Annotated in this window: 26 protein-coding genes and 1 tRNA gene; 20 read left to right on the top strand and 7 right to left on the bottom strand. The window is 73.2% G+C overall.

The window, feature by feature from the left end; all coding sequences use genetic code 11:
* Positions 1-66: 66 nt before the first annotated feature.
* Positions 67-1,491 carry a PQQ-binding-like beta-propeller repeat protein gene (locus O7628_RS09730; protein ID WP_278136267.1) on the top strand — a complete coding sequence of 475 codons (1,425 nt, stop codon included), beginning with the start codon at positions 67-69 and terminating at the stop codon, positions 1,489-1,491.
* Positions 1,492-1,617: 126 nt separating this feature from the next.
* The gene (locus O7628_RS09725; protein WP_278129756.1) at positions 1,618-3,285 is read left to right on the top strand and encodes a fumarate hydratase; all 1,668 of its coding nucleotides are present in this window, start codon (positions 1,618-1,620) and stop codon (positions 3,283-3,285) included.
* 190 nt (positions 3,286-3,475) lie between these two features.
* Here O7628_RS09725 and O7628_RS09720 read toward each other — a convergent pair whose 3' ends face one another.
* Positions 3,476-3,667 (bottom strand): hypothetical protein, encoded by a 192-nt coding sequence (locus O7628_RS09720; protein ID WP_278129755.1) that lies wholly within the window; start codon positions 3,665-3,667, stop codon positions 3,476-3,478.
* A 227-nt stretch (positions 3,668-3,894) separates the two neighbouring features.
* Here O7628_RS09720 and O7628_RS09715 point away from each other — a divergent pair, with 227 nt between their 5' ends.
* The 4 genes from O7628_RS09715 to O7628_RS09700 all read left to right on the top strand — a co-directional run bounded on the left by O7628_RS09715 (position 3,895) and on the right by O7628_RS09700 (position 5,032).
* Complete coding sequence (locus O7628_RS09715; protein WP_278129754.1) at positions 3,895-4,158, top strand: helix-turn-helix domain-containing protein; 264 nt, start codon at positions 3,895-3,897, stop codon at positions 4,156-4,158.
* Between the two features lie 65 nt (positions 4,159-4,223).
* Positions 4,224-4,484: a GntR family transcriptional regulator gene (locus tag O7628_RS09710; protein WP_278129752.1), complete on the top strand. Its 261-nt coding sequence runs from the start codon at positions 4,224-4,226 to the stop codon at positions 4,482-4,484.
* Positions 4,485-4,532: 48 nt separating this feature from the next.
* The gene (locus tag O7628_RS09705) at positions 4,533-4,832 is read left to right on the top strand and encodes a type II toxin-antitoxin system Phd/YefM family antitoxin (protein ID WP_278129751.1); all 300 of its coding nucleotides are present in this window, start codon (positions 4,533-4,535) and stop codon (positions 4,830-4,832) included.
* Positions 4,829-5,032 (top strand): hypothetical protein, encoded by a 204-nt coding sequence (locus O7628_RS09700; protein WP_278136461.1) that lies wholly within the window; start codon positions 4,829-4,831, stop codon positions 5,030-5,032. Before O7628_RS09705 ends, O7628_RS09700 begins: the two co-directional genes overlap by 4 nt.
* On the opposite strand, the gene O7628_RS09695 is transcribed toward O7628_RS09700, so the two are convergent.
* Complete coding sequence (locus tag O7628_RS09695; protein ID WP_278129748.1) at positions 5,005-7,425, bottom strand: DNRLRE domain-containing protein; 2,421 nt, start codon at positions 7,423-7,425, stop codon at positions 5,005-5,007. The genes O7628_RS09700 and O7628_RS09695 overlap by 28 nt on opposite strands.
* A gap of 130 nt (positions 7,426-7,555) precedes the next feature.
* Between O7628_RS09695 and O7628_RS09690 the strand changes: the two genes are divergently transcribed.
* The 4 genes from O7628_RS09690 (at position 7,556) to O7628_RS09675 (ending at position 10,448) form a co-directional block, all read left to right on the top strand.
* Complete coding sequence (locus O7628_RS09690) at positions 7,556-8,965, top strand: class II fumarate hydratase (RefSeq protein WP_176734739.1); 1,410 nt, start codon at positions 7,556-7,558, stop codon at positions 8,963-8,965.
* Between the two features lie 193 nt (positions 8,966-9,158).
* Positions 9,159-9,341, top strand: a complete 183-nt coding sequence (locus O7628_RS09685; RefSeq protein WP_278129744.1) for a DUF397 domain-containing protein — start codon at positions 9,159-9,161, stop codon at positions 9,339-9,341.
* A complete protein-coding gene (locus O7628_RS09680) occupies positions 9,338-9,739 on the top strand; it encodes a pyridoxamine 5'-phosphate oxidase family protein (RefSeq protein WP_278129742.1) in 402 nt (133 codons plus the stop codon). Before O7628_RS09685 ends, O7628_RS09680 begins: the two co-directional genes overlap by 4 nt.
* Before the next feature lie 109 nt (positions 9,740-9,848).
* Positions 9,849-10,448, top strand: coding sequence for a GNAT family N-acetyltransferase (locus O7628_RS09675; RefSeq protein WP_278129740.1), 600 nt, complete (start codon positions 9,849-9,851; stop codon positions 10,446-10,448).
* Between the two features lie 109 nt (positions 10,449-10,557).
* On the opposite strand, the gene O7628_RS09670 is transcribed toward O7628_RS09675, so the two are convergent.
* A complete protein-coding gene (locus O7628_RS09670; RefSeq protein WP_278129738.1) occupies positions 10,558-11,103 on the bottom strand; it encodes a CGNR zinc finger domain-containing protein in 546 nt (181 codons plus the stop codon).
* A 76-nt stretch (positions 11,104-11,179) separates the two neighbouring features.
* Between O7628_RS09670 and O7628_RS09665 the strand changes: the two genes are divergently transcribed.
* The 3 genes from O7628_RS09665 (at position 11,180) to O7628_RS09655 (ending at position 14,763) form a co-directional block, all read left to right on the top strand.
* A complete protein-coding gene (locus tag O7628_RS09665; protein ID WP_278129737.1) occupies positions 11,180-12,151 on the top strand; it encodes a DMT family transporter in 972 nt (323 codons plus the stop codon).
* A 58-nt stretch (positions 12,152-12,209) separates the two neighbouring features.
* Complete coding sequence (locus O7628_RS09660; protein ID WP_278129736.1) at positions 12,210-12,908, top strand: HAD family hydrolase; 699 nt, start codon at positions 12,210-12,212, stop codon at positions 12,906-12,908.
* A gap of 184 nt (positions 12,909-13,092) precedes the next feature.
* On the top strand, positions 13,093-14,763 hold the full coding sequence (locus tag O7628_RS09655) for a S8 family serine peptidase (RefSeq protein ID WP_278129734.1): 1,671 nt from the start codon (positions 13,093-13,095) through the stop codon (positions 14,761-14,763).
* A 248-nt stretch (positions 14,764-15,011) separates the two neighbouring features.
* Here the strand turns inward: O7628_RS09655 and O7628_RS09650 are convergent, their stop codons facing one another.
* Both O7628_RS09650 and O7628_RS09645 read right to left on the bottom strand, forming a co-directional pair.
* Positions 15,012-16,091 (bottom strand): hypothetical protein, encoded by a 1,080-nt coding sequence (locus tag O7628_RS09650; protein WP_278129732.1) that lies wholly within the window; start codon positions 16,089-16,091, stop codon positions 15,012-15,014.
* Between the two features lie 314 nt (positions 16,092-16,405).
* Entirely contained in the window at positions 16,406-17,017 is a 612-nt protein-coding gene (locus tag O7628_RS09645) for a helix-turn-helix domain-containing protein (RefSeq protein ID WP_141723625.1), read from the bottom strand.
* 193 nt (positions 17,018-17,210) lie between these two features.
* Here O7628_RS09645 and cysS point away from each other — a divergent pair, with 193 nt between their 5' ends.
* Together cysS and rlmB are read left to right on the top strand one after the other, a co-directional pair.
* A complete protein-coding gene (gene cysS / locus O7628_RS09640; protein WP_278129730.1) occupies positions 17,211-18,626 on the top strand; it encodes a cysteine--tRNA ligase in 1,416 nt (471 codons plus the stop codon).
* On the top strand, positions 18,626-19,756 hold the full coding sequence (rlmB, locus tag O7628_RS09635; protein WP_278129728.1) for a 23S rRNA (guanosine(2251)-2'-O)-methyltransferase RlmB: 1,131 nt from the start codon (positions 18,626-18,628) through the stop codon (positions 19,754-19,756). The genes cysS and rlmB overlap by 1 nt, the downstream gene beginning before the upstream one ends.
* Positions 19,757-19,891: 135 nt before the next feature.
* Here the strand turns inward: rlmB and ugpC are convergent, their stop codons facing one another.
* Entirely contained in the window at positions 19,892-20,983 is a 1,092-nt protein-coding gene (gene ugpC / locus O7628_RS09630; RefSeq protein ID WP_091277939.1) for a sn-glycerol-3-phosphate ABC transporter ATP-binding protein UgpC, read from the bottom strand.
* Between the two features lie 365 nt (positions 20,984-21,348).
* On the opposite strand from ugpC, the gene O7628_RS09625 reads away from it, so the two are divergent.
* The 4 genes from O7628_RS09625 (at position 21,349) to O7628_RS09610 (ending at position 23,084) form a co-directional block, all read left to right on the top strand.
* Positions 21,349-21,425, top strand: a tRNA-Thr gene (locus tag O7628_RS09625).
* A gap of 82 nt (positions 21,426-21,507) precedes the next feature.
* Entirely contained in the window at positions 21,508-21,906 is a 399-nt protein-coding gene (locus O7628_RS09620) for an AraC family transcriptional regulator (protein ID WP_278129725.1), read from the top strand.
* Positions 21,907-21,941: 35 nt separating this feature from the next.
* A complete protein-coding gene (locus O7628_RS09615) occupies positions 21,942-22,361 on the top strand; it encodes a VOC family protein (RefSeq protein ID WP_074472330.1) in 420 nt (139 codons plus the stop codon).
* A gap of 78 nt (positions 22,362-22,439) precedes the next feature.
* Positions 22,440-23,084 (top strand): histidine phosphatase family protein, encoded by a 645-nt coding sequence (locus tag O7628_RS09610; protein ID WP_278129722.1) that lies wholly within the window; start codon positions 22,440-22,442, stop codon positions 23,082-23,084.
* Between the two features lie 44 nt (positions 23,085-23,128).
* Here the strand turns inward: O7628_RS09610 and O7628_RS09605 are convergent, their stop codons facing one another.
* Positions 23,129-23,677 carry a hypothetical protein gene (locus O7628_RS09605; protein WP_278129720.1) on the bottom strand — a complete coding sequence of 183 codons (549 nt, stop codon included), beginning with the start codon at positions 23,675-23,677 and terminating at the stop codon, positions 23,129-23,131.
* 167 nt (positions 23,678-23,844) lie between these two features.
* On the opposite strand from O7628_RS09605, the gene O7628_RS09600 reads away from it, so the two are divergent.
* Positions 23,845-26,241, top strand: a complete 2,397-nt coding sequence (locus tag O7628_RS09600; RefSeq protein ID WP_278129719.1) for a M4 family metallopeptidase — start codon at positions 23,845-23,847, stop codon at positions 26,239-26,241.
* The last annotated feature ends 24 nt before the right edge of the window (positions 26,242-26,265 follow it).

The raw sequence follows: 26,265 nt of genomic DNA, 5'->3' as shown, positions 1-26,265 counted from the left end.
CCGGCGCTCGGGGCGGCGGTGATCGTCGTTACCGTGTCCGGTGTGGCGAAGGTGGGCGGCCTCAGGATGCGTGGCTGGTTCCTGCTCGGCCTCGTCACGGTGGTCGTCCTCGCCGTGGCCGGGGTGTGGAACCCGTGGCCGGGCGTGTGGGACTGGGTCGACCGCAGCGAGCCCATCTCCGAGCCCGATGTCATCTGGCAGCAGCGCATCGGTGGCACCCCGAAGAGCGTCACCATCGCCGGCGACACCGTGATCGTCGAGCAGCGCACCCGGGTCGAGTCGCGCAGCCTCGCCACCGGCGCGCAGCTGTGGGACCGCAAGGCCGACTGGGCCGCCGTGGCCGGCGGGGACCGCGACTCCGTCGTCGCGGTGGGCAAGCTCCTGGTCAAGGGGTACGAGGTGCTCGACCCCGCCACCGGCGCGACCCGCCGCCGCGACGACGACGCGGTGGCCGTGTGGACGTACCGGAACCTGCTGCTCGACGCCCACTGCGTCGAGGCGACCGACTGCACGCTGAGCGCCTGGGACCCGCGCGGCACCGCGCCGCTGTGGACGGCGTTCCTGCCCGGCGTCAGCACCGGCCTCTTCGCCGACAACCCCGACCTGCTCGGCACCCGCCGGCTCACCGCCAACCGGATCGACGCCGGGGCGGCCGGGCCGGAGCCGGTCCCGCCGCTGCTCGGCTTCCCCGTCGACGGCCGGGTGCACGTGGTGGACACCGCCACCGGGCGGGTGCTCCAGAACGTCGAGCCGGGCCGCGACGAGCGGCTCGCCGTGGTCGGCGGCCGGATGCTGCGGATCAGGGCGGTCGGCCAGGACGGCGTGTGCGCGTTCACCCTCACCGCGCACGACCCGACCACCGGCAAGCAGGTGTGGCGGCGCACCGGCATCAACCTGCGCACCGCCGACAGCGCCGGCTGCGCGCAGCGGGAGGACCCGCAGGGCGCGCGGAACGTGCTGATCGGCGTGGCCCCGGACGGCCGCGAGGCGGTCATCGACGGGTACGACGGGCGGCTGCTCCAGGTCAACGACGAGGGGCAGAAGCTGATCGCCGTCGACGACCGGTACGCGCTGCTGCGCACCGCCGACAAGCGCTCCATCGTCGCCCGGGAGCTGGGCGCGGATCGCACCCGGTGGACCCGGCCCACCGGCGAGAAGAACGGCGCGACGCTCACCCCGTACGCGGCGGTGCTCACGCAGGAGAAGCCGAACCGGCTGATCGCGCTGGACCCGCGTACCGGAAAGGAACTGCTGGTGCTGCGGACCTCGGCCAACGCCCTGGCCGTGGGCCCGGCGGGCATGGTCATCGGCGAGGGCCGCGAGATCGGGTACGTCCGCTTCGGCGCGGGCGGCAGCGGGACCGCGCCCGGCGGCGACGCCGGTGTGCCCGGCCCCGGCAGCAGCGGCGGCGACCCCGGCGGCGACGCGCCGGGCGGCGGCGACGGCCCGGCCGACGAGGACCGCTGCGGCCCGAAGCGGGAGCTCTGCTGAGCGCCCGGCGGACGTGGCGCTGAGCGCGGCCCGGCGGGGCCGCCGGGAGCGGGTGTGGAGAGCGAGCTCCCTTCAGGCCCCCGTCGGGTGCGAGCGATCGACCGGTCTGCCCTAGGCTTTCCGCTCATGAGCAGTGCCGCCGCGTTCTCCTACGCTCCCTTGCTGCCGACCGGTCCCGACCAGACCGAGTATCGCCTGGTCACCGACGAGGGTGTCGACGTCGTCAACGGTCCGGGCCGACGCCGGTTCCTCACCGTGGAGCCGGCCGCGCTGACCGCGCTGACCGCCGAGGCGATGCACGACATCGCCCACTTCCTCCGCCCCGCCCACCTCGCCCAGCTCCGGGCGATCATCGACGACCCGGCGGCCTCGCCGAACGACCGGTTCGTCGCGCTGGACCTGCTGCGCAACGCGAACATCGCGGCCGGCGGGGTGCTGCCGATGTGCCAGGACACCGGCACCGCCATCGTGATGGGCAAGCGCGGCCGGCACGTGCTGACCGACGGCGGCGACGCGGAGGCGATCTCCCGGGGCGTCTACCAGGCGTACACGCGGCTCAACCTGCGCTACTCGCAGCTCGCCCCGCTGACGATGTGGGAGGAGCGCAACACCGGCAGCAACCTGCCGGCGCAGGTGGAGCTCTACGCCGAGGACCCGGACGGGCACCCCGACGCGTACAAGTTCCTGTTCATGGCCAAGGGCGGCGGGTCGGCCAACAAGTCGTACCTCTACCAGGAGACCAAGGCGCTGCTGAACCCGACGCGGATGATGCAGTTCCTGGAGGAGAAGCTGCGGCTGATCGGCACCGCCGCCTGCCCGCCGTACCACCTGGCGATCGTCATCGGCGGCACCAGCGCCGAATACGCCCTCAAGACCGCCAAGTACGCCTCCGCGAAGTATCTGGACGCCCTCCCGACGCAGGGCTCGATGACCGCGCACGGCTTCCGCGACCTGGAGCTGGAGGCGGAGGTGCTGGAGCTGACCCGCAACTTCGGCATCGGGGCGCAGTTCGGCGGGCGCTACTTCTGCCACGACGTGCGGGTCGTCCGGCTGCCCCGGCACGGCGCGTCCTGCCCGGTGGCGATCGCCGTGTCCTGCTCCGCCGACCGGCAGGCCGTCGCCAAGATCACCCCGTCGGGCGTGTGGCTGGAGCGCCTCGAAACCGACCCGGCGCGCTACCTGCCCGACGTCACCGACGAGACCCTCGACGCCGAGCAGGTGGTGCGCGTCGACCTCAACCGGCCGATGGCCGAGATCCGCGCCGAGCTGTCGAAGTACCCGGTGAAGACCCGGCTGTCGCTGACCGGCCCGCTCGTCGTCGCCCGGGACATCGCGCACGCCAAGATCGCCGAGCGGCTCGACGCGGGCGAGCCGATGCCGCAGTACCTGCGCGACCACGCCGTCTACTACGCCGGCCCGGCCAAGACCCCCGAGGGGTACGCCTCCGGCTCGTTCGGCCCGACCACCGCCGGCCGGATGGACGCGTACGTGGAGAAGTTCCAGGCGGCCGGCGGCTCGATGGTGATGCTCGCCAAGGGCAACCGGTCCGCCCAGGTGACCCGCTCCTGCCAGCAGCACGGCGGCTTCTACCTCGGCTCCATCGGCGGCCCCGCCGCCCGCCTCGCCCAGGACTGCATCCGGCACGTCGAGGTCCTCGAATACGCGGAGCTGGGCATGGAGGCGGTCTGGAAGATCGAGGTGGAGGACTTCCCGGCCTTCATCGTGGTGGACGACAAGGGCAACGACTTCTTCGCCGAGGTCACCAAGCCGGTCCTCACCGTAGGCCGCCGCTGACGTCCTGCCTACGGCAGCGCCCCGCTCTCTCGCCGATCTTGCACTTTAGGCCCCCTGGATGGGCGCTTCGCCTCTTTTGTCGGGGCCGTAACTGCAAGATCGCGGAAGTGGGTGAGCAGGCGGGGTGGGGGTCAGGTTTGGGTGGAGCCCTCGGCGGGGTGCCGAGGGCTCCGCGTGTCGGGGGTTCGGGTCAGGTCCGGCGGTCGGGCGACTCGTACTCGTAAAGGGCCGTCGCGCCCTCCCCGCGATCCTGGTCGGAGAGGGTCAGCCGCTTCGCGGGGACCATGACGCGCTGCCCCGTCGCGCCGCTGCCGGCGTCGAACCACACCTCCACCGTGTCCCCAGCCGGTAGCTTGCGTGGGCCGACCGCCAGGATCGTCATCAGGCGCGCCTTCGGGTGCGGGGCGGCTGGAGGCGGTCAGGGAAACTGTTCATCGGGTCGGACCTCCCATGTCCGATCAAGGCTCCCGGTCGGCGCTACCACGCCTGCCGGGGGCCGCTTGCAATATCCCACCACGATAGGTGTCAGGAGGCCACCTGTAAACCTTCTAGGTGGCCACTGATATGTGCCGCCAGGTGGGGCATGCTGTACGTGTCAAAGTTGGCCACGTGGCGGGCGACCTTGAGGCAGCGTCGGAGGCGTACCGAGCTGCGCTCCAGCGGGTGCAGGATGGGCTCGCGGAAGTCGCCTCGGCCCGTGCCGACGTGCCGAGGGTGCGCGAGCGGTTGGCCGCCGCCATCGTGACGGCATACCGGGACGGTCAGCGGGTTGGCGAGATTGCCCGCGTCGCGGGCTACGGCCGTGAACAGGTTCGGCGAATCTTGCGAGCCGCCGGTGTGGAGCCCGGTGACACCGGGTCCGTTGACGCTTGAGCGTCAAGGGGTGAGCAGCGGTTCCGGTTCTCGCCGTGACTCCTGTCGCCCGCGATGATGAAGCCATGACTGCGAGGGTTGACCTGATGTCGCCGGTTCCGCGATACCGGCAACTTGCCGCGATCCTGCGGAAGGCGATCGAGGTCGGCGACTACCCGCCGGGGAGCCGGCTCCCGTCCGAGAAGACGCTGACCCAGACTTACGGGGTGGCGCGTGAGACCGCCTCCAAGGCGATGGACGCCCTTGCGGCCGAAGGGCTGGCCGTCATGGTTCCTGGCGTGGGCTGGCACGTCCCACCCGAGGTGACCGCGAGCCCTGACGCTTAGTCGAGGGTCAAGGCGCGCAGCGCGGTACCGCATGGCACGGTTTGATACATGATGAAGATTACCCTGCGGGAGTTCCGCGATGGCGCAGGCCGAGTGCTGGACGGGGTCGAGCGCACCGGAGAGCCGGTCATCATCACCAAGTACGAGCGGCCCGTGGCCGTGTTGCTCGGAATCGACGAGTGGGAGGAGATCGAGGCGTTCCGGGACCGCAGGGACTCGGCGGTGATCGCTCGTTCTCGTGCCGAGGGTCAGTTCGTGCCGCTGTCGGCGGCTCTGGAGTCGCTCGGAGTTGATCCCCGCGAGGTGGAAACGCTGTTGGCCGACCGGGCCGGCGGTGCGGCAGCGTGAAGGTTCAGATCGACCGGGATGTGTTGGTCTGGCTGCACAAGCAGCCGCGCAACGTGTTCCTGACCGTCCTGAGCGCGATCCTCGGCCTGGTTTCCGACCCGGCTGACCATCCTCGGGGAACGCGAAGGGGCGCCGGGCGCAGGCCCGACACCCCTTCGGCGTACGGCGTGGGTCAGCTCGGGTCGATGAAGATGTTGTAGTACGCCGGGCCGGAGACGATCCCCGCCGCCGTGCGGCTGCGCACGGTCAGGCTGTGCCCGTACGGCGAGTCCGCCGCCCAGAGCACCCGCGCCGTGCCGGCCGCGCCGGCCGCGACGGTGGCCTCCGCCCCGTCGTCGAACGCGTAGACGAACTCCGTGGTGCCCGGCAACTGGGCGGTGAACACGAAGTCGCCCGTCTGCCCGACGACGGCGCCGCCCTGCCAGCCGAACACGTCCGAGGTGACCAGCGGGCTCTGCGGGTCGACCCGGAACGAGTAGTACTGCGCGTCCGTGGTCACCCCGGCGGCCGTGCGCGCCCGCACCCGCAGCTCCATCCAGCCGCCGTACTCGTTGTCGTACGCCGGCGGCATCCACTCGACGCTGGCGGTGCCGTCCGGGTTCGCCGCCACCGTCCGCTCCGGCTCGCCCCGGAACTGGTAGACGTACGAGGTGACGCCGGTGACCGAGGGGTGCGGGGCGAAGGTGAAGACACCCGGCACGCCCGGCCCGCCGCCGGTCGTGTTCTGCGGGTACGCCCCGGACGCCACGGTCGGCGCGACCGAGGCGGGATAGAACGCCAGGCCGGTCGGCTCGGACTCCACCCCGGCGCTGGTGCGGCTGAACACCTCGATCGTGTGGTACCCGGCGTCGGCCGGCGTGTACGACACGGTCGCCCTGCCGTCCGCGCCGGCCCGGACGGTCCGCTCGTCGCCGCGGCCGAACGTGTAGACGTACTCGGTGACGTCGGCCATCGCGGGGGCGAACGTGAAGCTGCCCTCGGTGCCGGCCGGCGCGCCCGGCGTCCCGTCGAACGGCCAGTCCTCCGAGGTGACGAACGGCGCGGTGCGCACGGAGAACGGGTAGCCGGCGTCGCCGGAGAGCACCCCGTCGCGGGTGCGGCTGCGCACGTGCAGCGTGTTGTCGACCGCCGTCGGCGTGACCGTCACCGTGGCCGCCCCGCCGCCGTCCGCCGCCACGGTCCGCTCGGCGCCGCCGTTGAGCGACCACACGTACTCGACCACGTCCGTCATGTTCGGCGCGAACGTGAACTCGCGCGGCTGCCCGAGCCAGCCGTCGGGGTTGCCGTCGGTGACCGTCGGCGCGGTGTCGCGCACCCAGAACTCGTACCGGGTCTGCGGGGAGCGGTTGCCCGCGCGGTCCACGGCCTGCACGTTGAGCCAGTCCGGGCCGTACTCGTCGGGGGCGTAGCTGACCGTGGCGGTGCCGCCGGGGCCGGCGGCGGCGTAGGTGGTGAGGCCGGTGCGGCCGTACCAGAATCCGACGACGTCGTCGGCGGCGCTGGTGAAGGTGAAGTCACCGGCGATCCCCGGGCCGCCGTGGCCGGGGAAGCCACGGTCGGACGGGTAGTCGGTGGAGGTCACCGTGGGCGCGGGCGGGCGGGTCGTGTCGACGGTGAAGCGGCACTCCGGCGACCAGCCGGAGGTGGCGCGCTCGTCGGCGGCGCGGACCGCGAAGGCGTACGTGCCGCCGTCGACCAGCAGGCCGCCGGGCACCGTGTACTGGACCGTGGCCGGGGTGTACCAGGCGGACGAGGTCCACTCGGTCCGCTCGGCGGGGCGGTCCACCGGCCACCAGGCGAAGGTGGCCTGCACCCGGTCCCCGGCGGACGGCTCCAGCTTGTCCGGGTCGGTCACCTCGGCGGTGAGCACCGGCGTGGTGGTGCCGACCAGCAGCCCGTCCGCGCAGCCCCGGCCCGCGACGGTCAGCTTGCCCGGCACGTCGGGCGCGGCGTTGGCCTCCAGCGAGACGCCGGGCTTCTTCACCCGCCGCCCGAAGTGCCTGTTCCCCTCGTGGGGGCCGGCGATGCGGGCCATCAGGGTGAGCGAGTCGCGCCCGTCGGCGACGGCCTGCCGGACCACCTCGGTGACGCCCAGCTCCAGGTAGCCGGCCGGGCAGGGTGCGGTGGGACCGACGTCGCCGACCTTCTCGCGTACGGCGGGCGCGGTGTTCCAGGTGGGCGCGGCGGCCGGGGTGTCGGTGCGCCACAGCTCCAGCCTGCGCGGCTTCGTGCAGTCGGCGACCGTCGACTCCCCGGTGACGACCTGGGCAGTAATGATCTCCTTGCCCCGGTAAGGGGTGAGGTCGAAGGTGAAGTAGGCGCGTGTGGTGTGCGTCGCCCCGTCGGCCTGCCACGTGCCGACGGGCACGTCGGCGGCGGTGGTGGGGAAGGCGAGAGCGGGCTGCCGGGCGTCGGTGTAGCTGACGCTGGTGGGCAGGACGTACTGGGTCAGGCCGGCGGCGGCCGGCGCGGCGGTGCCGGCCAGCGCGCCGGTGGCGGCGAGCAGGGCGGCGAGGCCGCCGGTGGGAAGCCGGCGCGGTGTGCGCCGTGGGCGTCCGGGACGGACGCCGGTGGAACCCCCGTTGAGCTGCAAGTGAGGCCCTTTCGTGGCAGGCGATGATTCCATGATCTTAATTACGTGACTGTCTTCGCGCCGTCGGGTTTCTGGCGTCCCGGCCGCCGGAGCGGACGATCATCTGCGGGCCGGCGACGGCCGGGGCAGGATGGTATGCGTGACGACTCCAGAGGCAGCGGGCTACCGGATCGAACGCGACTCGATGGGCGAGGTGGAGGTGCCCGCCGAGGCGCTGTGGCGGGCGCAGACCCAGCGCGCGGTGCAGAACTTCCCGATCTCCGGCCGGGGCATCGAGCCGGCGCAGATCAAGGCCCTGGCCCAGATCAAGGGCGCGGCGGCGCAGGTCAACGGCGAGCTGGGCGTGATCGACGCGGAGGTGGCCGCCGCGATCGCGACCGCCGCCGCACACGTGGCCGACGGCGGCTACGACGACCAGTTCCCCATCGACGTGTTCCAGACCGGCTCGGGCACCTCGTCCAACATGAACACCAACGAGGTCGTCGCCACCCTGGCCAGCCGCGAGCTGGGCCGGGACGTGCACCCGAACGACGACGTCAACGCCTCGCAGTCCAGCAACGACGTCTTTCCGTCGTCAATCCACCTGGCGGCGACGCAGTTCGTCGTCGAGGACCTGATCCCGTCCCTGGCGCACCTCGCCGGGGCGTTGGAGACCAAGTCGGCCGAGTTCGAGACCGTGGTCAAGGCGGGCCGCACCCACCTCATGGACGCCACGCCCGTCACCCTCGGCCAGGAGTTCGGCGGGTACGCCGCCCAGGTCCGCTACGGCGTCGAGCGGCTGGAGGCGACGCTGCCCCGGCTGGCCGAGCTGCCGCTGGGCGGCACCGCCGTCGGCACGGGGATCAACACGCCGCTCGGTTTCGCGGCGGCCGTGATCGCCAAGCTGCGCGAGTCCACCGGGCTGCCCCTGACCGAGGCACGTAACCACTTCGAGGCGCAGGGCGCGCGGGACGCGCTGGTGGAGACGTCCGGGCAGCTCCGCACCATCGCCGTCGGCCTCTACAAGATCGCCAACGACATCCGGTGGATGGGTTCCGGCCCCCGCGCCGGCCTGCGCGAGCTGCGCATCCCCGACCTCCAGCCCGGCTCGTCGATCATGCCGGGCAAGGTGAACCCGGTCGTCGCCGAGGCCGTGCGGCAGGTCTGCGCCCAGGTGATCGGCAACGACGCGGCGGTGGCGTTCGCCGGCTCGCAGGGCGACTTCGAGCTGAACGTGATGCTGCCGGTGATGGCCCGCAACCTGCTGGAGTCCATCAAGCTGCTGGCCGCGTCGAGCCGCCTGCTCGCCGACCGCTGCGTGGCCGGCCTGGTCGCGAACGCGGACGTCTGTCTCGCGTACGCCGAGGGCTCGCCGTCGATCGTCACCCCCCTCAACCGCCACCTCGGATACGACGAGGCCGCCTCGATCGCCAAGGAGGCGCTGGCCAAGGAGATGGCGATCCGGGACGTGGTGATCGCCCGGGGGCACGTGGCCAACGGCAAGCTCACCGCCGAGCAGCTCGACGAGGCCCTTGACCTGCTCCGCATGACCCACCCCTGACCCCCGTCCACGGAGTCACGCCCTGTCCGTGCCGGTGTCGGGGGCGGGTCGGCTCGCTGGTGGCGCGAGGGCCGGGTCAGGAGCTGGGCCGGCGCGAGGATCTGTCGCGGCTCCGGCAGGTGTGGAAGGTTACCCTCGGCGCGGCGTTGCCCCCGCAGGAGTCGATCGATCGGTTGAGGGAAGTGGCGGAGTCATGGAGTTGATGGGCGCCCACTGGCGGAGGAGCAGCCGCAGCGGGTCGAACGACAAGTGTGTGGAGGTGGCGACGGATCTTCCCGGGGTGGTCGGGGTGCGGGACAGCAGGGACCCTTCGGGGCCGGTGCCGGCCGTCGAAGCGCACGCGTGGCGGGCCTTCGTCGCGGCGCTCCCGCAGTGATCGGCCACCCGGCACCCGGCCCGGAGGTCCTGGACCGCCTCGCCCGGGAGCGGATCGTCTGGCTGTGCACGGTGCGGCCGGACGGTTCGCCGCACGTCACGCCGGTCTGGTTCCTGTTCCGCGACGACGAGTGGTGCATCTGGACGCAGGAGCGGAACCGCAAGGTCCGTAACATCGTCGCCGATCCCCGGGTGTCGCTGGCGCTGCCCGACGGCAAGTTCCCGGTCGTCGCCGAGGGCGCGGCCGTGATCGTGCGCGAGCCGTTCCCCGGGTGGGCCGCCGACGGGTTCCGCCGCAAGTACGACTGGGACGTCACCGCCCCGGCCGGGCCCGCCGGGGACAACGTCCTGATCCGGGTCGCCGTCACGCGCTGGCTGATGGCCGGCAGCGCCTCGTGACCGCCGGCCCGGCCGGTCCGGCTGGTTGATCGACTTCATGTCGGGCAGGTGGCGGTGTCCCGGTCGCCGGATACCGCCACCTGCCCGACATGATCTTCAGGTGAAGGGGATGACGGGTGTGACGGGGGTCGACGGGTCCGGGGCGGTCCTGCTGGAGACGGGGCGGCTACGGCTGCGCCGGTTCACGGGGGCCGACGCCGACGCCCTGACGGAGCTGGACGCCGACCCGGAGGTCATGCGCTACCTGACCGGTGGTCGGCCCACCCCGGCCGAGGTGGTTCGGGGCGAGCTGCTGCCCCGCCTGCTGGCCGGGTACGACCGCCACCCAGGGCTGGGCCGGTGGGCCGCCGTGGACCGGGCGACGGGCATGTTCCTCGGCTGGTTCGCCCTGGATGCCCCGGCGGGGGCGCAACCGGTGACGCAGGCCGAGTTGGGGTACCGGCTGCGGCGGGCGGCGTGGGGGCGCGGCCTGGCCACCGAGGGGTCCCGTGCCCTGCTCCGGCACGCGTTCGCCACCGTCGGCCTGGCCCGGGTGTGGGCGCAGACGATGGCGGTCAACACGCCGTCCCGGCGGGTGATGGAGAAGGCCGGACTGCGGTACGTGCGCACGTTCCACCTCGACTGGGACGACCCGATCGAGGGCGCCGAGCACGGCGAGGTCGAGTACGAGCTGCTCCGCGCGGAGTGGGCGGCGCGCGAGGCGGATTGATCGACATCATGTCGGGCGGGTGGTGGTATCCCGCGGCCGGGACACCGCCACGTCGCCGACCTGGCGGCGCCGTCCCGGCCCAGCTCGGCGGCGGGGCGAGCGCCCCGGATCAGGGCCGGGCGGCGGCCCGCCGGGCCCGGTAGGCGGTGACCGCCGCCCGGTTGCCGCACCCGGCGTCGCAGTACCGGCGGGACCGGTTCTTGGACAGGTCGACCAGCACGTTGTCGCAGTCGGGGTGGTCGCACCGGCGCAGCCGGCTCAGCTCGTCGCCGCGTACCAGGTCGGCGAGGGCCATCGCGGCCTCGACGGCCATCCGGGTGGCCAGCGGCGCGTCCCTGGGCACGGCGTGCAGGTGGTACGGCTCGTCGTCGTGGCGGATGAGCTGCGGCAGCGCCCCGGCGTCGCGTAGCAGCTCGTTGACGGTGGCGACGACCTCGTCGGTGTCGGCGTACCAGATCCGGCGCAGCCGGGGGCGCAGGTCCCGGACGGCCCGCAGCTCCGCCTCGGTGCGCTCGTGCCGGCCGGTCCAGCCGTGCGCGGCGAGGAACGCGTCCAGGGCCGCCACGTCGGGCAGCGCCTCACCGTTGCTGCCCCCGGTGTTGACCAGCGCGGCGGCGGCGATCAGCGCGGGCTCGGTGTCATGGGCGAAAAGCAACTTGACTCCTGTCGGCCGATCGATCTAGCGTCACGAGCATAAAGCTACTTTACTCATGACGTACCGAGGAGAGTCGATGCGTGAACGACCCGCCGGCATCGGTCTCGGCCTGGCGCTGCTGTCGGCCGTCACCTTCGCCACCTCGGGCACCTTCGCCCGGTCGCTGATCGAGGCCGGGTGGTCCGCGGAGGCCGTGGTGATCGCCCGGGTCGGCAGCGCCGCCGCCGTCCTCGCGGTGCCGGCGGCGCTGGCCCTGCGCGGCCGGTGGGACGTGCTGCGCCGCAACCTCGTCTCCGTGGGCGCGTTCGGGCTGCTCGCCGTCGCCCTCGCCCAGGCGTGCTTCTTCAACGCCGTGCGCTACCTCCCGGTCGGGGTGGCGCTGCTGCTGGAATACCTCGGCATCGTCCTCGTGGTCGGCTGGACGTGGGCGGTCCACGGGCAGCGCCCGCGCCGGCTCACCGTGGCCGGGTCGGTGGCCGCCCTCGCCGGCCTCCCCGCCGTGCTGGACGTGACCGGCGGGGCCCGCCTCGACCCGGCCGGCGTGCTCTGGGGACTGGGCGCGGCCGTCGGCCTCGCCGGCTACTTCGTGATCGCCGGGCGGATCGACGACGGCCTGCCGTCGGTGACGATGGCCAGCGCCGGCATGGGCGTCGGCGCGGCGGCACTGCTCGTGCTCGGCCTCGCCGGGGCGCTGCCGCTGCGGGCCACCTTCGGCGAGGTGACCTTCGCGGGGCAGCGCACGAGCTGGCTGGTGCCCATCGTCGGCCTGTCGCTGGTCGCGGCGGTCGTCGCGTACCTGACCGGGATCGCGGCGGCCCGGATCCTCGGGGCCCGGCTGTCGTCGTTCGTCGGGCTGACCGAGGTGATGTTCGCGGTGCTCGTCGCCTGGCTGGTGCTGGGCGAACTGCCGACCGTGGTGCAACTGCTCGGCGGCGTCCTGATCGTCGCCGGGGTCGCCCTGGTCCGGGTCGACGAGCTGCGCGAGGCGCGGGCCGTCCACCGGTCGCCCGCCCGCCCCGCCGAGCCCGCCCTCGCGGCCGAGGCATGACCGCCCGCGAACAGGGCCGACGTGGCCCGCGAGCCGCTGCGGTGGCACCCTTGCCGGCATGCTGACCCACGTCGTGTTCGACGCCGACGAGACCCTGCTCGACCTGCGCCCGGCGGTCACCGGCGGGCTGGTGGCCGTACTCGAGGAGATGCGGCGGCTGACCCCGGCGGCGGCCGAGGTCACCCTGGCGGACCTGGAGTCGGACTGGGGCGCGGTCTTCGGGGCGCTGAGCGCCGCGCCGGTCAACGAGATCCGGCGGGCCGCGCTGGCCCGGTCGCTGGCCCGGGCCGGCCTCGACGCGCACCTCGACGACCTCGCGGCGCTCTTCTTCGCCCGGCGCTTCGCGCTCACCCGGCCGTTCCCCGACGCGCTGCCCGCGCTTGCCGCCCTGCGCCCGCGCTACACCCTGGGTTACGCCACCAACGGCAACAGCCGCGCCGAACGCTGCGGGCTCACCGGCGAGTTCACCTTCGAGGTGTACGCGCACGAGAGCGGCCTGCCGAAGAAGCCCGCCCCGGAGTTCTTCGCCGCCGTGGTCGAGGCCGCCGGGGTGCCCCCGCGCCAGATCGTGTACGTCGGCGACTCGCCGAGCCACGACGTCGTCGCCCCCCTGCGGGCGGGGATGCGGGCGGTGTGGCTCAACCGGGGCGGGCGGCCCCGCCCGGAGGGCGTGCCCGCCGACGCGGAGGTGTCGACGCTGGCCGACCTGCCGGGCGTGCTCGACCGGTTCGCCCAGATCGAACTGAGCGGCACGTAGGCCGCCGGGCCGGGCGGTTGGCTCGGCGGGTGGCGCGCCGCGCCGCGCCGACCGGCCCGCCGGCGCCGGATGACAGCCGGCCGACGAAAGCCTGATTGCCGTGTAATACGGACTCCCATCTAGCGGAACGTCCCCCGGTGGTATGGGATGGCTGCCACGTCCCTCAACGAGAGGATCTGATGTGGTGAGCAAGCGCTTCACCGCCGGTGCCGTCGCAACCGCAACGGCGTTGGCACTCACGGTGACCGGCGTGGTGGGCCCGGCGAATGCCGAGCCGACCGTGACCCGGGAGTTCACCGTCGTGGCGGAGTCCGGCGTCTCCGCCGACGCGGCGGTCGCCGCGATCAAGGCCGCCGGTGGCACGGTCGTGTCCCGCACCGACGAGGTCGGCCTGTTCCAGGTCACCAGCGACCGGGCCGACTTCGCCAGCCGGGCCGCCGCGAACGCCGCCCTGCTCGGCGCGGCCGAGAAGAAGGCCATCGGCCGCAAGCCGAAGCTCGACCGGGTCGAGCAGGAGAACCTCCTCGCCCAGGCCAAGGCCAAGCCGAAGGGCGCGCCCGCCAAGCGGGGCGCGAAGCTGGACCCCCTGGACGACAAGCTCTGGGGCCTCGGCATGATCCGGGCCGACAAGGCCCGCAAGGTGGAGCCGGGCGACCGCCGGGTCACCGTCGGCATCCTCGACACCGGCGTCGACGCCGGCAACCCCGACCTGGCGGCGAACTTCAGCTGGTCGCTGTCGCGCAACTTCGCCCCCGACATCCCCGAGGTCGACGGCGAGTGCGAGGTGGCGAGCTGCCTCGACCCGGTCGGCACCGACGACGGCGGGCACGGCACGCACGTCGCCGGGACGATCGGCGCCGCCGCCGACGGCTTCGGCCTCTCCGGCGTCGCCCCGAACGTGACCCTGGTCGAGCTCAAGGGCGGCCAGGACTCCGGCTACTTCTTCCTCGACCCGGTCGTCAACGCCCTCGTGCACGCCGGCAAGGTCGGCCTGGACGTGGTCAACATGTCGTTCTACGTCGACCCGTGGCTCTACAACTGCACGGCCAACCCGGCAGACTCGCCCGAGTCGCAGGCCGAGCAGCGGGCGACCATCGAGGCCATGTCGCGGGCGCTCAACTACGCGCACCGCAAGGGCGTCACCCTGGTCGGCTCGCTCGGCAACAACCACGAGGACCTGGGCGCCCCGCGCACCGACTTCTCCAGCCCCGACTACGGCGCCGACCCGTACGAGCGGCCGATCGACAACGCCAGCTGCTGGGACCTCCCGGTGGAAGGCCCGCACGTGATCGGCGTCTCCGCGGTCGGCCCGTCGGGCAAGAAGTCCGACTACTCCAACTACGGCACCGAGCAGATCTCCGTCGCCGCCCCGGGTGGCTGGTTCCGTGACGGGTACGGCACCGACACCTACCGCCTCGACTCCAACATGATCCTCTCCACGTACCCGAAGCACGTCCTCCAGGAGGAGGGCTCCGTCGACGAGAACGGCAACATCGTCGCCGGCTTCGAGGAGTCGGTCTTCAAGGAGTGCAAGGCCAACGGCGACTGCGGCTACTACACCTACCTCCAGGGGACCTCGATGGCGTCGCCGCACGTCAGCGGCGTCGCCGCGCTGATCGTCAGCAAGTACGGCAAGAAGGTCAAGGGCGGCCTGGGCATGGACCCGGCCAAGGTGGAGCGGCAGCTCTACCGCACCGCCGCCGAGCACGCCTGCCCGGAGCCCCGGCTCCAGAGCTACGCCAACGAGGACCGGCCGGCCGAGTTCGACGCCTACTGCGCCGGCAGCTCGACGTTCAACGGCTTCTATGGCCACGGCATCATCGACGCGTACGCCGCGGTGACGACCCGCATGTGACATCGCGGATCCTCTCCGGCGGGGCCCGGGCGACCACGGTCGCCCGGGCCCTCGCGCGTCGTCGGCCCCGGGCACCGCTGGCGTCATGGGCCCCGCCGTGTCGCGGGCGTCGGCGGGGTTGCGCCATGTCGGCGACATGGCGGAGCCCAGGGGCCAGGGATGGCGCGATGTCGCCGACATGGCGCAACCCCGGCGCAGCCCCGCCCGGCTCAGGCCGGTTTGGGGCCAGGCGGCCGGGGCAGGGCGGGTCATCGCCGCCAGCCGCGGGATACCAGGGCGGCGCGCACCTCGCGGACCACCGCCGGGAAGTCCCGGTGGAGGCGGCGGCTGGTCACGTGCAGCACGACCCAGCCCGCCCCGACGAGGTGGTTGAGCCGCTGACGGTCGCGGTGCAGCTGCTCGGCGTCGGCGTGCCAGTGCCCGTCGTACTCGACGGCGACCCGGAAGGCCGGCCAGGCCAGGTCGGGGTGCAGGACCAGGCCCGACGCCAGCCGAACCGGGTGCTGGGTCACCGGGCGGGGCAGCCCGGCGAGCACCAGCCGGAGTCGCAGCTGTGACTGCGGTGGCGACTGCGCGCCCCCGTCGGCGAGCCCGAACACCCAGCGGGCGCGCCGCCCGCCCGGCCGGTCGGCGTTGTGCTCGGTGACCGCCGTCAGGTCATCCCAGGTGACCAGCCCTCGGCCGAGCAGGCTGTCGACGATCGGCACCGCCTCGAACGGCTCCAGCCACACGGCCGTCTCCCAGGCGGCCTGGGCCGGCTGCGTCCAGCGCAGGGCCCCGGCACCGGCGGCGGTCCCGTCGATGATGCCCCGCCCGGCGGCGGTCCCGTCGACGGCTCCCTCGCCGGCGGTGGCGGGACCGAAGGGCGGTTCGGCGGCGGCTCCCGCCGCATCCGTCCGGCTGCCGGCTGTGCGGTCGTCGGGTGTCCGGCCGCCGCCCGCCCCGGTGGCCGGGCCGCCACCCACCGGCAGGAGCGCCGGGGCTGCGCCGAGAGTGTGCACCCGGATGCCGTGCTGTGAGTCGATCCGGGCCGACCGGGGGACGAGCACGTGCACGTCGTCGGTGAACGAGGCGGCGTGCTCGACGCCGAGCAGGTAGGCCGCCGAGGGGCCGGCGAGCACCGCCTCGGGCGGCAGCCGCAGCACGGCGGCGCGGCAGGTGAGGCCGTGGTCCCGGTGGAGCCGGGCGTCGGCGTACACGTCCTGCCGCAGGCGCAGCCAGGACGCGCCGCGGAGCTGGTGCCGGCTGAGCAGCCCGAGCCGGACGGCCTCCGAGCCGCGGAAGACCTGCCGGGCCAGGGCGGTGGGGCGGGAAGGTTGTGGGGGCATGTCGACCAGCGTCACCGTCCGGGCACGCCCCGCGACACCCCTGTGGACAACCGGCCACCTCGCCGGCTCCCCAGCCTGTGGATAACCGGCCCACCCGCCCCCGGATGTGCTAGCGGGGACACGATGTCGGCCATGTGGGGGTATCCGGCGGCGGGGATACCGCCATGTCGCCGACCTGCCGGGCCCAACCGGCCCGTCGGCCCGACCCACCAGCCGGGCCCAACCAGCCCCGGCCAGCCGGCCCAACCAGACCAGCCCAGCCGGCCCAACAGACCAGCCCAGCCGGCCCAACAGACCAGCCCAGCCGGCCCGCGTCAGGGGGCGAGGGCCGCGGTGATCGCCGTCGCCGCCGCGAGCACCTGCTCGCCGACCGACTCCGGGTCCAGCGGGGCCAGCGCCACCACGCCGACGCTCGCCTCCAGCCCCGGCACGCCGAGCACCGGCGCGGCCACGCCGTACGCCCCTGGCTGCAACTCGCCGCTGGTGCTCACCGGGCCGGCGGAGCCGGCGCGGGCAGCGAGGATGGCCCGCCCGGCCGCCCCCCGCTCCAGCGGATGCCGTGTGCCCGTCCGGTACGCCACGTGCAGCGACGTCCAGCTCGGCTCCACCACCGCCAGGGCGACCCCCTCGCCGCCCTCGACGACGGTGAGGTGGGCGGTCGCGCCGGCCTGCTCGGCGAGCCGCCGCAGGGCGGGCAGCGCTCCCTCGGCGAGCAGGGGCTGGGCCCGCCTGGCCAGGTGCAGCACGCCCGCGCCGAGGCGCAGCCGGCCGTCACCGTCGCGGCGCACCATGCCGTGCCCGCTGAGCGCGCCGACCAGCCGGTAGACGGCCGCCCGGCCGATGCCGAGCCGGTTGGCCGCCTCGGTGACGGTCAGCCCGCCCGGCGCGTCGGCGACCAGGTGCAGCAGCCGCAGCCCCCGGTCCAGCGTCTGGGCTGTCTCACCACCGCGCTCACCACCGCGCGTGCCGTCGTCGGTCCGGGTCGTCGTGCGCTCCTGCCGCGCCGCCTCATCCACGAGGGGCAGCGTACGACCCGGCACGGGACGAACCGGGAACGCGGGGCGCCGGACGACCCGGCGCGGGGCGAACCGGCAACGTGTGGACGGCTACCCTGGAGCCGTGACGCTACGCCTGTATGACACCGCCACCCGATCGGTGCGGGACTTCGTCCCGCGGGAAGCCGGCAAGGTGGGGGTCTATCTGTGTGGTCTCACTCTCCAGGGTCCCCCGCACATCGGCCACCTCCGCTCCGGCGTCAACTACGACGTGCTGCGCCGCTGGCTGCTGGCCCGGGGCTTCGAGGTGCGGTTCATCCGCAACCTGACCGACATCGACGACAAGATCCTGGTGAAGGCCTGCGAGCAGGACCGCCCGTTCTGGTCGATCGCGTACGCCAACGAGCGGGCGCTGACCGCCGCCTACCGGTCGCTGAACGTGCTGCCGCCGACGTACGAGCCGCGGGCCACCGGGCACATCCCCGAGATGCACGAGCTGATCGCGAAGCTGATCGACACCGGGCACGCCTACCCGGCCACCGACGGCTCGGGTGACGTCTACTTCGACGTGGCGTCCTGGCCGGCCTACGGCGCGCTGTCCGGGCAGTCGCCCGACGCGATGCAGGCCGCCGACGACGCCCCGGAGCGGGGCAAGCGCGACCCGCGCGACTTCGCCCTGTGGAAGGGCGCGAAGCCCGACGAGCCGGCCGACGCCTACTGGCCGTCGCCGTGGGGGCGGGGGCGGCCCGGCTGGCACATCGAGTGCTCGGCGATGTGCTGGCGCTACCTGGGCGAGGAGTTCGACATCCACGGCGGCGGGCTCGACCTGACCTTCCCGCACCACGAGAACGAGATCGCCCAGTCGCAGGCGGCCGGCCTGCCGTTCGCCCGCTACTGGGTGCACCACGGGCTGCTCGGCATCGGCGGGGCGAAGATGGGCAAGTCGCTCGGCAACGCCCTCGACCTGGCGTACGTCGCCTCGCTCGGGGTGCGCCCGATCGAGCTGCGCTACTACTACGCGGCGGCGCACTACCGGTCGCACATCGACTACACCGAGGACTCGCTGCGCGAGTGGGCCAGCGGCTTCCGCCGGATCGAGGGGTTCGTCCAGCGGGCCGCCGAGCGGGTCGGCCCCGGCGGGCTCGGCGAGCTGCCGGCCGGCTTCGTCGCCGCGATGGACGACGACCTGAACACCTCGGCCGCGCTCGCGGTGCTCCAGGAGGTGCTCCGGGAGGGCAACACCGCCCTGGCGGCCGGCGACGATGTGACCGTCCGCACGGCGCTCGGCTCCGCGCGGGCGATGCTGGATATCCTCGGGATCGACCCCCTCGACGAGGCATGGACCGGCGGCGGCCGCGTGGACGACCTGCGCGGCGTGGTCGACTCACTGGTCGCGCTGGCCCTGGAACAGCGCGCGCAGGCCCGCAGCCGTAAGGACTGGGCGGCCGCGGACGCCGTCCGCGACCAGCTCAAGCTGGCCGGCGTGGTGGTCGAGGACACCCCCCAGGGCCCCCGTTGGACTATTGGAGAGCAGGACTGATGGCCGGCAACTCGCAGCGCCGTGGCCGGCGACTGACGTCGAAGGCGGGCGCCCCCAAGGGCTCCGGCGGCAAGAACAAGGACGCCCTCGCGGGCCGGGGCAAGACCCTGCCCGCCGACGAGCGCCCCTGGCACAAGGCCTACTCGGGCACCGAGAAGCTGCCCCAGCGCACCGCCTGGAAGCAGGACAAGGAGCGCCGGGCGGCGGCCGAGGAGGGGCGTACCCCGAAGATCGGCAAGCCGGGCACCAAGGACACCACCTGGGGCCGGGGCGGCGGCCGGGGGGTGCCGACCCTGCGGGGTGGCGCCGGCGGCCGGGGCGGCAAGCCGGCCGGGCGCACCGGCCCCCGGGTCGCGCCGGGCCGCAAGTCCAACCCGGCGAAGGACAGCCCGGAGCTGCTGGTCGGGCGCAACCCGGTGCTGGAGTCGCTGCGCGCCCAGGTGCCGTCCACCGCGCTCTACACGGCCCACGGCATCGAGATCGACGACCGGGTCACCGAGATCGTCCGCACCGCCGCCGACCGGGGCATCGCCATCCTGGAGGTCAGCCGGGCCGAGCTGGACCGGATGACCGGCGGCGTGCTGCACCAGGGCATCGGCCTCCAGGTGCCGCCGTTCGCGTACGAGACGTTCGAGGACCTGGTGGCCGCCGCGCTGGAGCAGACGGCCCCGCTGCTGGTGGCCCTCGACGGGGTCACCGACCCGCGCAACCTCGGCGCGGTGATCCGGTCCGCCGCCGCGTTCGGCGCGCAGGGCGTGTTCGTGCCGGAGCGGCGGGCCGCCGGGATCACGGCGACCGCCTGGCGCACCAGCGCGGGCGCGGCGGCGCGGGTGCCCGTCGCCCAGGTCACCAACCTGACCCGGTCGCTCAAGGCGTGCCAGGAGGCCGGGTTCATGGTCGTCGGCCTGGACGCCGACGGCGACACCGACCTCTACGACCTGGAGGTCGCCGTCGGTCCGCTGGTCGTGGTCGTCGGCTCCGAGGGGCGGGGGCTGTCCCGGCTGGTCGGCGAGACCTGCGACCTGACGGTCAGCATTCCGATGGTCTCCGACGTGGAGTCGCTCAACGCCAGCGTCGCCGCGGCGGTCACCCTCGCCGAGGTGGCCCGCCGCCGGGCCGCGGGGTCCTGACCCCCACCACATCCGTCCGCCACGCCGGGCCGTCCCCTGACCCAAGGGGGCGGCCCGCCGTGCGTCCGGCTGCGGCGGGCGTACGCGAAGGGGCGGCCCGCCACCCGGCGGACCGCCCCCTCTGGTGCTGCTGCGTCAGATCCGCTTGCCGGTGGCGGCGTTGAAGACGTGAGTGCGGCCGGCGCGCGGCTTGACGAACACGGTGTCGCCCATGTTCGGCATGGTGCGCCGGTCGGTGCGGACCACGAACCGCTCGTTGTGGCCCTCCAGCGCGGCGTGGCCGTAGACGTTCGCGTCGGAGCCCAGGTCCTCGACCAGCTCGACCACGACGGGCATGCCGCCCTCGGTCGGGCTGACCAGGTCGCAGTCCTCCGGGCGGAACCCGACGGTGACCTTGTTGTTGCCGCCCTCGGCGCGGGCCGCCTCGGCCTGCTCGCGGGTCAGCGGGATGTTCATCTCGGCGAACGCCGCGCCCCGCTCGCTGAACGGCACGGTCTTGATGTTCATGGCGGGGGAGCCCATGAAGCCCGCGACGAAGACGTTGGCCGGGGTGTCGTAGAGCGCCCGGGGGGTGTCCACCTGCTGGAGGACGCCGTCGAGCATGACCGCCACCCGGTGACCCATGGTCATGGCCTCGACCTGGTCGTGGGTGACGTAGACGGTGGTGATGCCGAGCTTCGCCTGGAGCGACGCGATCTGGGTACGGGTCTGCACCCGGAGCTTGGCGTCGAGGTTCGACAGCGGCTCGTCCATGAGGAAGACCTGCGGCTCGCGGACGATCGCCCGGCCCATCGCGACCCGCTGGCGCTGACCGCCGGAGAGGGCCTTCGGCTTGCGGCTGAGGTATTCCTCCAGCTGGAGCAGCCCGGCCGCCTCCTTGACCCGCCGGTCGATCTCGTCCTTGGGGGTCTTGCGCAGCTTGAGCGCGAACGCCATGTTCTCGTACACCGACATGTGCGGGTAGAGGGCGTAGTTCTGGAAGACCATCGCGATGTCGCGGGCCTTCGGCGGCAGGTGGGTGACGTCGCGGTCGTCGATGTAGATCGCGCCGTCGTCGACGTCCTCCAGGCCGGCGAGCATGCGCAGGCTGGTGGACTTGCCGCAACCGGAGGGGCCGACCAGGACCAGGAACTCGCCGTCCCCGATCTGGAGGTCGAGCTGGTTCACTGCGGGACGCTCGGTGCCCGCGTAGATGCGGGACGCCTTCGCGTAGGTGACCGTGGCCATGCTGGAGCGCTTCCTTTCACCGGCAGGAACGTGCCGGACGATCCGAGTGAAGGAGCGACCGGCGTCGTGTGACGCCGGCCATCGGGCGACACGCCGGGCAGTCGGGGACCGCCGGAAGTGTCATCCGTGTCACTGCACGGTAAACGGCTTTTCGTAACCTGCCAAGACATGAAGCATCGGGTGCGACGGACGGCATACACATTCCGGTCAGTCGGGCACAGCCGGGCATCAATCTCCGCACCGTTACGGTGGGCCGGCGACGAACCGTTGCCTCCCGGGCCGGAAAGATTGCGTTTTCCGTGCTCGGAGGGGCTGCCGAGGGGGATGTTCGCAGCTCTGTCGCTTATGCTGACCACGCACGATGCGCCCCTGTAGCTCAGCTGGCCAGAGCACTCGCCTTGTAAGCGAGATGTCGCCGGTTCGATCCCGGCCGGGGGCTCCAGTCCCACAAGGCGGTTCCGGCGTCCTGCCGGGCCGTCCCGGTGCCGTGACAGCAACAGCGACCGTAGCGCGACGGGGGTGGGATGAGCCGCGCCGTGGAGGAGTCCAACCGGGCGATGCTGCGCGCCCGCGACGCCATGGACCGGGCGTACGCCCAGCCGCTGGACATCCCCGCCCTGGCGCGGATCGCGTACGTCTCGTCGGCGCACTTCATCCGCACCTTCCGGGCCACCTTCGGCGAGACCCCGCACCGCTACCTGCAACGCCGCCGGGTCGAGCGGGCCATGTACCTGCTCACCCAGACCGACCGTGACGTCACCGACATCTGCTTCGCGGTGGGGTTCGCCAGCCTCGGCACGTTCAGCCGGACGTTCCACCGGATCGTGGGCGAATCGCCGACGGCGTACCGGCGGGGCAGGGCTCCGGCGGACGTGCCCACCTGCTTCGCGAGGGCCTGGACGCGACCCAGCAGTTTTGGATAAGCACCAGGTCAGGGTGGGCGCATAGCGTTCCGGGCATGACGATGAACGCGATCAGCCGCTCCCAGATCTACGTGCTCGACCAGGACGAGGCGCTCGACTTCTACGTGGGCAAGCTCGGCATGGAGGTCAACACCGACGCCGACCTCGGCTTCATGCGCTGGCTGACGGTGAACCTGCCGGGCGACCCGGAGCGGGAGATCCTGCTGGAGAAGCCCGGGCCGCCCGCCCTCGACCCGGCGACGGCCGAGCAGGTGCGGGAGCTGCTCACCAAGGGGGCGCTGGGCGGCTACCTCTTCATGACCACCGACGACGCGCGCAAGACGTACGAGGATCTGGTCGGCAAGGGCGTGGAGATCACCGACGAGCCGACCGAGCGCCCGTACGGGATCGACTTCGGCATCCGGGACCCGTTCGGCAACAAGATTCGTGTCGGGCAGATGTTCCCGCGCGGCTGAGCCCTTCTCGCGCGGCCGGGCCGGCGGGGCGTCGGGGGGCGCGGGTTAGCATCGCGCTTCCCGACCGGTGAGGTGACGATGGCGAGCCGCCTGCTCTTCCTGGCCCGGCACGGCGAGCAGGACCGGCCCGCCGACGGGCAGGGCGGGCCCGACGGCGCTTCGGGCGACCCGCCGGAGGTCGGCCTCTCCGCCCGGGGCCGGCGGCAGGCGGAGCTGCTCGGCGAGCGGCTGCGCGGGGTGCCGTTCGCCGCCGTCCACCACGGGCCGCTGCCCCGGGCCGCGCAGACCGCCGGGCTGGTCGCCCGGTCGCTGCCCGGTGTCCCGGTGTGCGCCACCGAACTGGCCGGCGACCACCTGCCGCACGACACCGACCCGGCGGGCCTGCCCCCGGCGTACGCGAGGCTCCTGGCCGCCTACTCGCCGGCCGAGCGGGTCGACGGGCCGCGGCTGACGGCGGCGGCCGTGGCCCGGTTCGCCGCCGTGCCGGCCGACGGCGACGACCGGGTCCTGGTGGTCACCCACACCTTCCTGATCGCCTGGCTGGTGCGGCACGCGCTGGACGCGCCGCCGGGGCGCTGGCTCGGGCTGGGCCACCACAACGCCGGCCTGACCGTGATCCGTTACCACTCGGCCGGCCCGGCGACCCTGGTCGCGGTCAACGACGTGTCCCACCTGCCGCCGGGCCTGCGGGCCACCGGCCTCCCGGCGGCCTACCGCTTCTGACCCCCCGGCGGGGCGTCGTCGCCGGCGGTGGCCGCCACCCCGGGTCAGCGGGCGGCCGTGAGCACGAACTCGGCCAGCGCCGCCGCGGCCTGCGGCGGCGTGCCCGCGACCGGGCAGTCGGTCCAGTCGACCGTGGTGCCGCCGAGGCTGACCCGGTATTCGAAGGCGTCGCCGCAGCGGCCGTCCCCGTCGTCAGTGCCGCCCTCGGCGAGCCGGGGGGCGGCGGCGAGCTGCCGCAGCCGGTCGAGGTCGCTCCCGGTGAACCGGCCGGTCCGCCGTGCGCCGGCCCGGTCGACGGCCGTCCACCGGCCGTCCGGCTCGACGGTGACGGTGTCGTCCAGCCCGCCGTAGCCACCGGAGCGCCGCACGACCACGCGGTCGGCGGCCACCGGGGCGGCGGTGGCGGTGGTCGCCGGGCCTTCGGCGGACCCCGCCGGGCCGGTGGTCGGCGCGCCCGGGGCGGGCGTCGGCCCGGTGACGCCGGAGGGGGCCGACGTGGGGGCGCCCGGGTCGCCGGCGGAGCATCCGACCGACGCCAGCGACGCGGTGACGGCGGTGGCGACGAGGGCGGCGCGGAGGAGAGTCGATCTCATATTGGTAGGACGTGTCCGGACTCGGCCCGGTTCCGTCACCTGCTGTTACTCATCCGTTCGGCCAGTGTTGGTGTCTGATAACGCCGCCAGGCTTCCCCTTTCGTTGATGTGACTCTATATCTACATGCGTGACTACCCCCGTCACACATTCCTTGCCAGGAGGGCACGTGAAGAAAACCCTCGCCGCTGCGAGCGCAGCGCTGCTGACCGGCGGCCTGCTCGCCTGCGTCACCACCACGGCGCAAGCGGCCCCTCCCGCCGCCCCCACCCCGGACGCCGCCGCCGCGGCCCGTGCCGACTCGGTCCTGCGCGCCAACCCCGGCGCCGTGCAGGGGACCGGCGCGGAGGCCTACCAGGTCGTCCGGACCAAGGTGGACGGCAGCGGTGCCTCGCACACCCGCTACACCCGCACCTACCACGGCCTGCGCGTCTACGGCGGTGACTTCGTCATCCACGCCACGGCCAACGGCCAGTACGCCGGCGCGTCGGTGGGCCTCGCGGCCCCGCTGACCCTCGGCACCAGCCCGAAGGTCACCTCGGCCAAGGCCAAGGCGGCCGCGCGCAAGCAGTTCTCCGGCTCGCTCACCGCCGTGGGCGCCCCGGAGCTCTTCGTCGACGCCAGCTCCGGCAAGGGCCGCCTGGCCTGGGAGACCGTCGTCTCCGGCTGGAAGGCCGACAAGCAGACCCCGTCGAAGCTGCACGTGATCACCGACGCGGTCACCGGCGCGCTCATCGGCTCGTACGACGAGATCGAGTCGGTCGCGGGCAGCGGGACCGGCATCTACACCGGCGCGGTCACCGTCGACACCACGCTCTCCGGCAGCACGTACCAGATGATCGACCCGGTGCGCGGCAACGGCTCCACCTGCGACATGAACAACGGCACGTCGACCTGCACCACCTTCACCGACGCCGACAACGTGTGGGGCACCGGCGCCAACTCCAACCGGCAGTCGGCCGCCGTCGACGCCCACTTCGGGGCCGCCAAGACGTTCGACTACTTCAAGAACGTGCACGGCCGCAACGGCATCTTCGGCAACGGCCAGGGTGTGCCGAGCCGGGTGCACTACGGCAACAACTACGTCAACGCCTTCTGGGACGGCTCCCGGATGACCTACGGCGACGGCTCCGGCAACTCCCGCCCGCTGGTCTCCCTCGACGTCGCCGGCCACGAGATGAGCCACGGTGTCACCGAGGCCGTCGCCGGCCTGGTCTACTCCGGCGAGTCCGGCGGCCTCAACGAGTCCACCAGCGACATCTTCGGCAACATGGTGGAGTTCTACGCCGCCGCGCCGAGCGACCCGGGCGACTACCAGGTCGGTGAGAAGATCAACATCAACGGCAACGGCACGCCGCTGCGCTACATGTACAACCCGTCGCTGGACGGCTCGTCCGACTCGTGCTGGTCCACCAGCACCAAGAACAAGGACGTGCACTACTCCTCCGGCGTCGGCAACCACTTCTACTTCAACCTCGCCGAGGGCACCGGCGCGACCGCGTACGGCACCTCGCCGGTCTGCGGCTCCGCCCCGGCGGTCACCGGCATCGGCCGGGCCAAGGCCGAGAAGATCTGGTTCCGCGCGCTCGACGTGTACTTCACCTCCAACACGTCGTACGTCAACACCAGCAACCCGGCGAACACCGCGCGGGCGTACACCCTGCGGGCGGCCACCGACCTGTACGGCAGCTGCTCCACCGAGTACAAGGCCGTCCAGGCGGCGTGGACCGCGGTGAACGTGGCCGGCAGCGACGCGCCCTGCTCGTCGACCGGCAACGACTTCTCCGTGACGCTCTCGCCGACCTCCGGCTCGGTCACCGCCGGCGGCTCCGCCAGCACCAGCGTGGCCACCGCCACCACCAGCGGCACCGCGCAGACCGTCGCGCTCTCCGCGTCCGGCCTGCCCTCCGGCGCGACCGCGTCGTTCAGCCCGGCCTCGGTGACCTCGGGCGCGTCGTCCACCCTCACCATCGCCACCAGCACCAGCACCCCGGCGGGCACCTACACCGTCACGGTGACCGGCACCGGGACCTCGATCAACCACACGGCCACCTACACGCTGACCGTGAGCAGCGTCGGCGGCGGCTGCACCGGCGCGGGCCAGAAGCTCGGCAACGCCGGCTTCGAGTCCGGCAACACGGTGTGGACGGCCTCCTCCGGCGTCATCGCCCAGCACGGCTCCGACCAGCCCGCCCGCACCGGCACCTACAGCGCCTGGCTGAACGGCTACGGCAGCCGCCACACCGACACGCTCGCCCAGTCGGTGAGCCTGCCGGCCGGCTGCACCTCGTACAACTTCAGCTTCTGGCTGCACATCGACTCGGCCGAGAGCACCACGAGCACCCAGTACGACAAGCTCACGGTGCAGGTGCTCAACTCGTCCGGGACGGTGCTGGCGACCCTGGCCACGTACTCGAACCTGAACAAGGCCACCGGGTACGCGCTGAAGTCCTTCTCGCTGGCCTCGTACGCCGGCCAGACCGTCACCCTGAAGTTCACCGGCACCGAGGACGCCTCGCTCCAGACGTCCTTCGTCGTCGACGACACCGCGGTCGACGTCGCCTGACGTAGCCGTACCGTCTCCCGGCCC

The sequence above is a fragment of the Micromonospora sp. WMMD956 genome (genome assembly GCF_029626125.1).
Taxonomy (GTDB): domain Bacteria; phylum Actinomycetota; class Actinomycetes; order Mycobacteriales; family Micromonosporaceae; genus Micromonospora; species Micromonospora carbonacea.
Note: the sequence above shows the minus strand (reverse complement) of the source record. Positions and strands in the feature narration are given on the sequence as shown.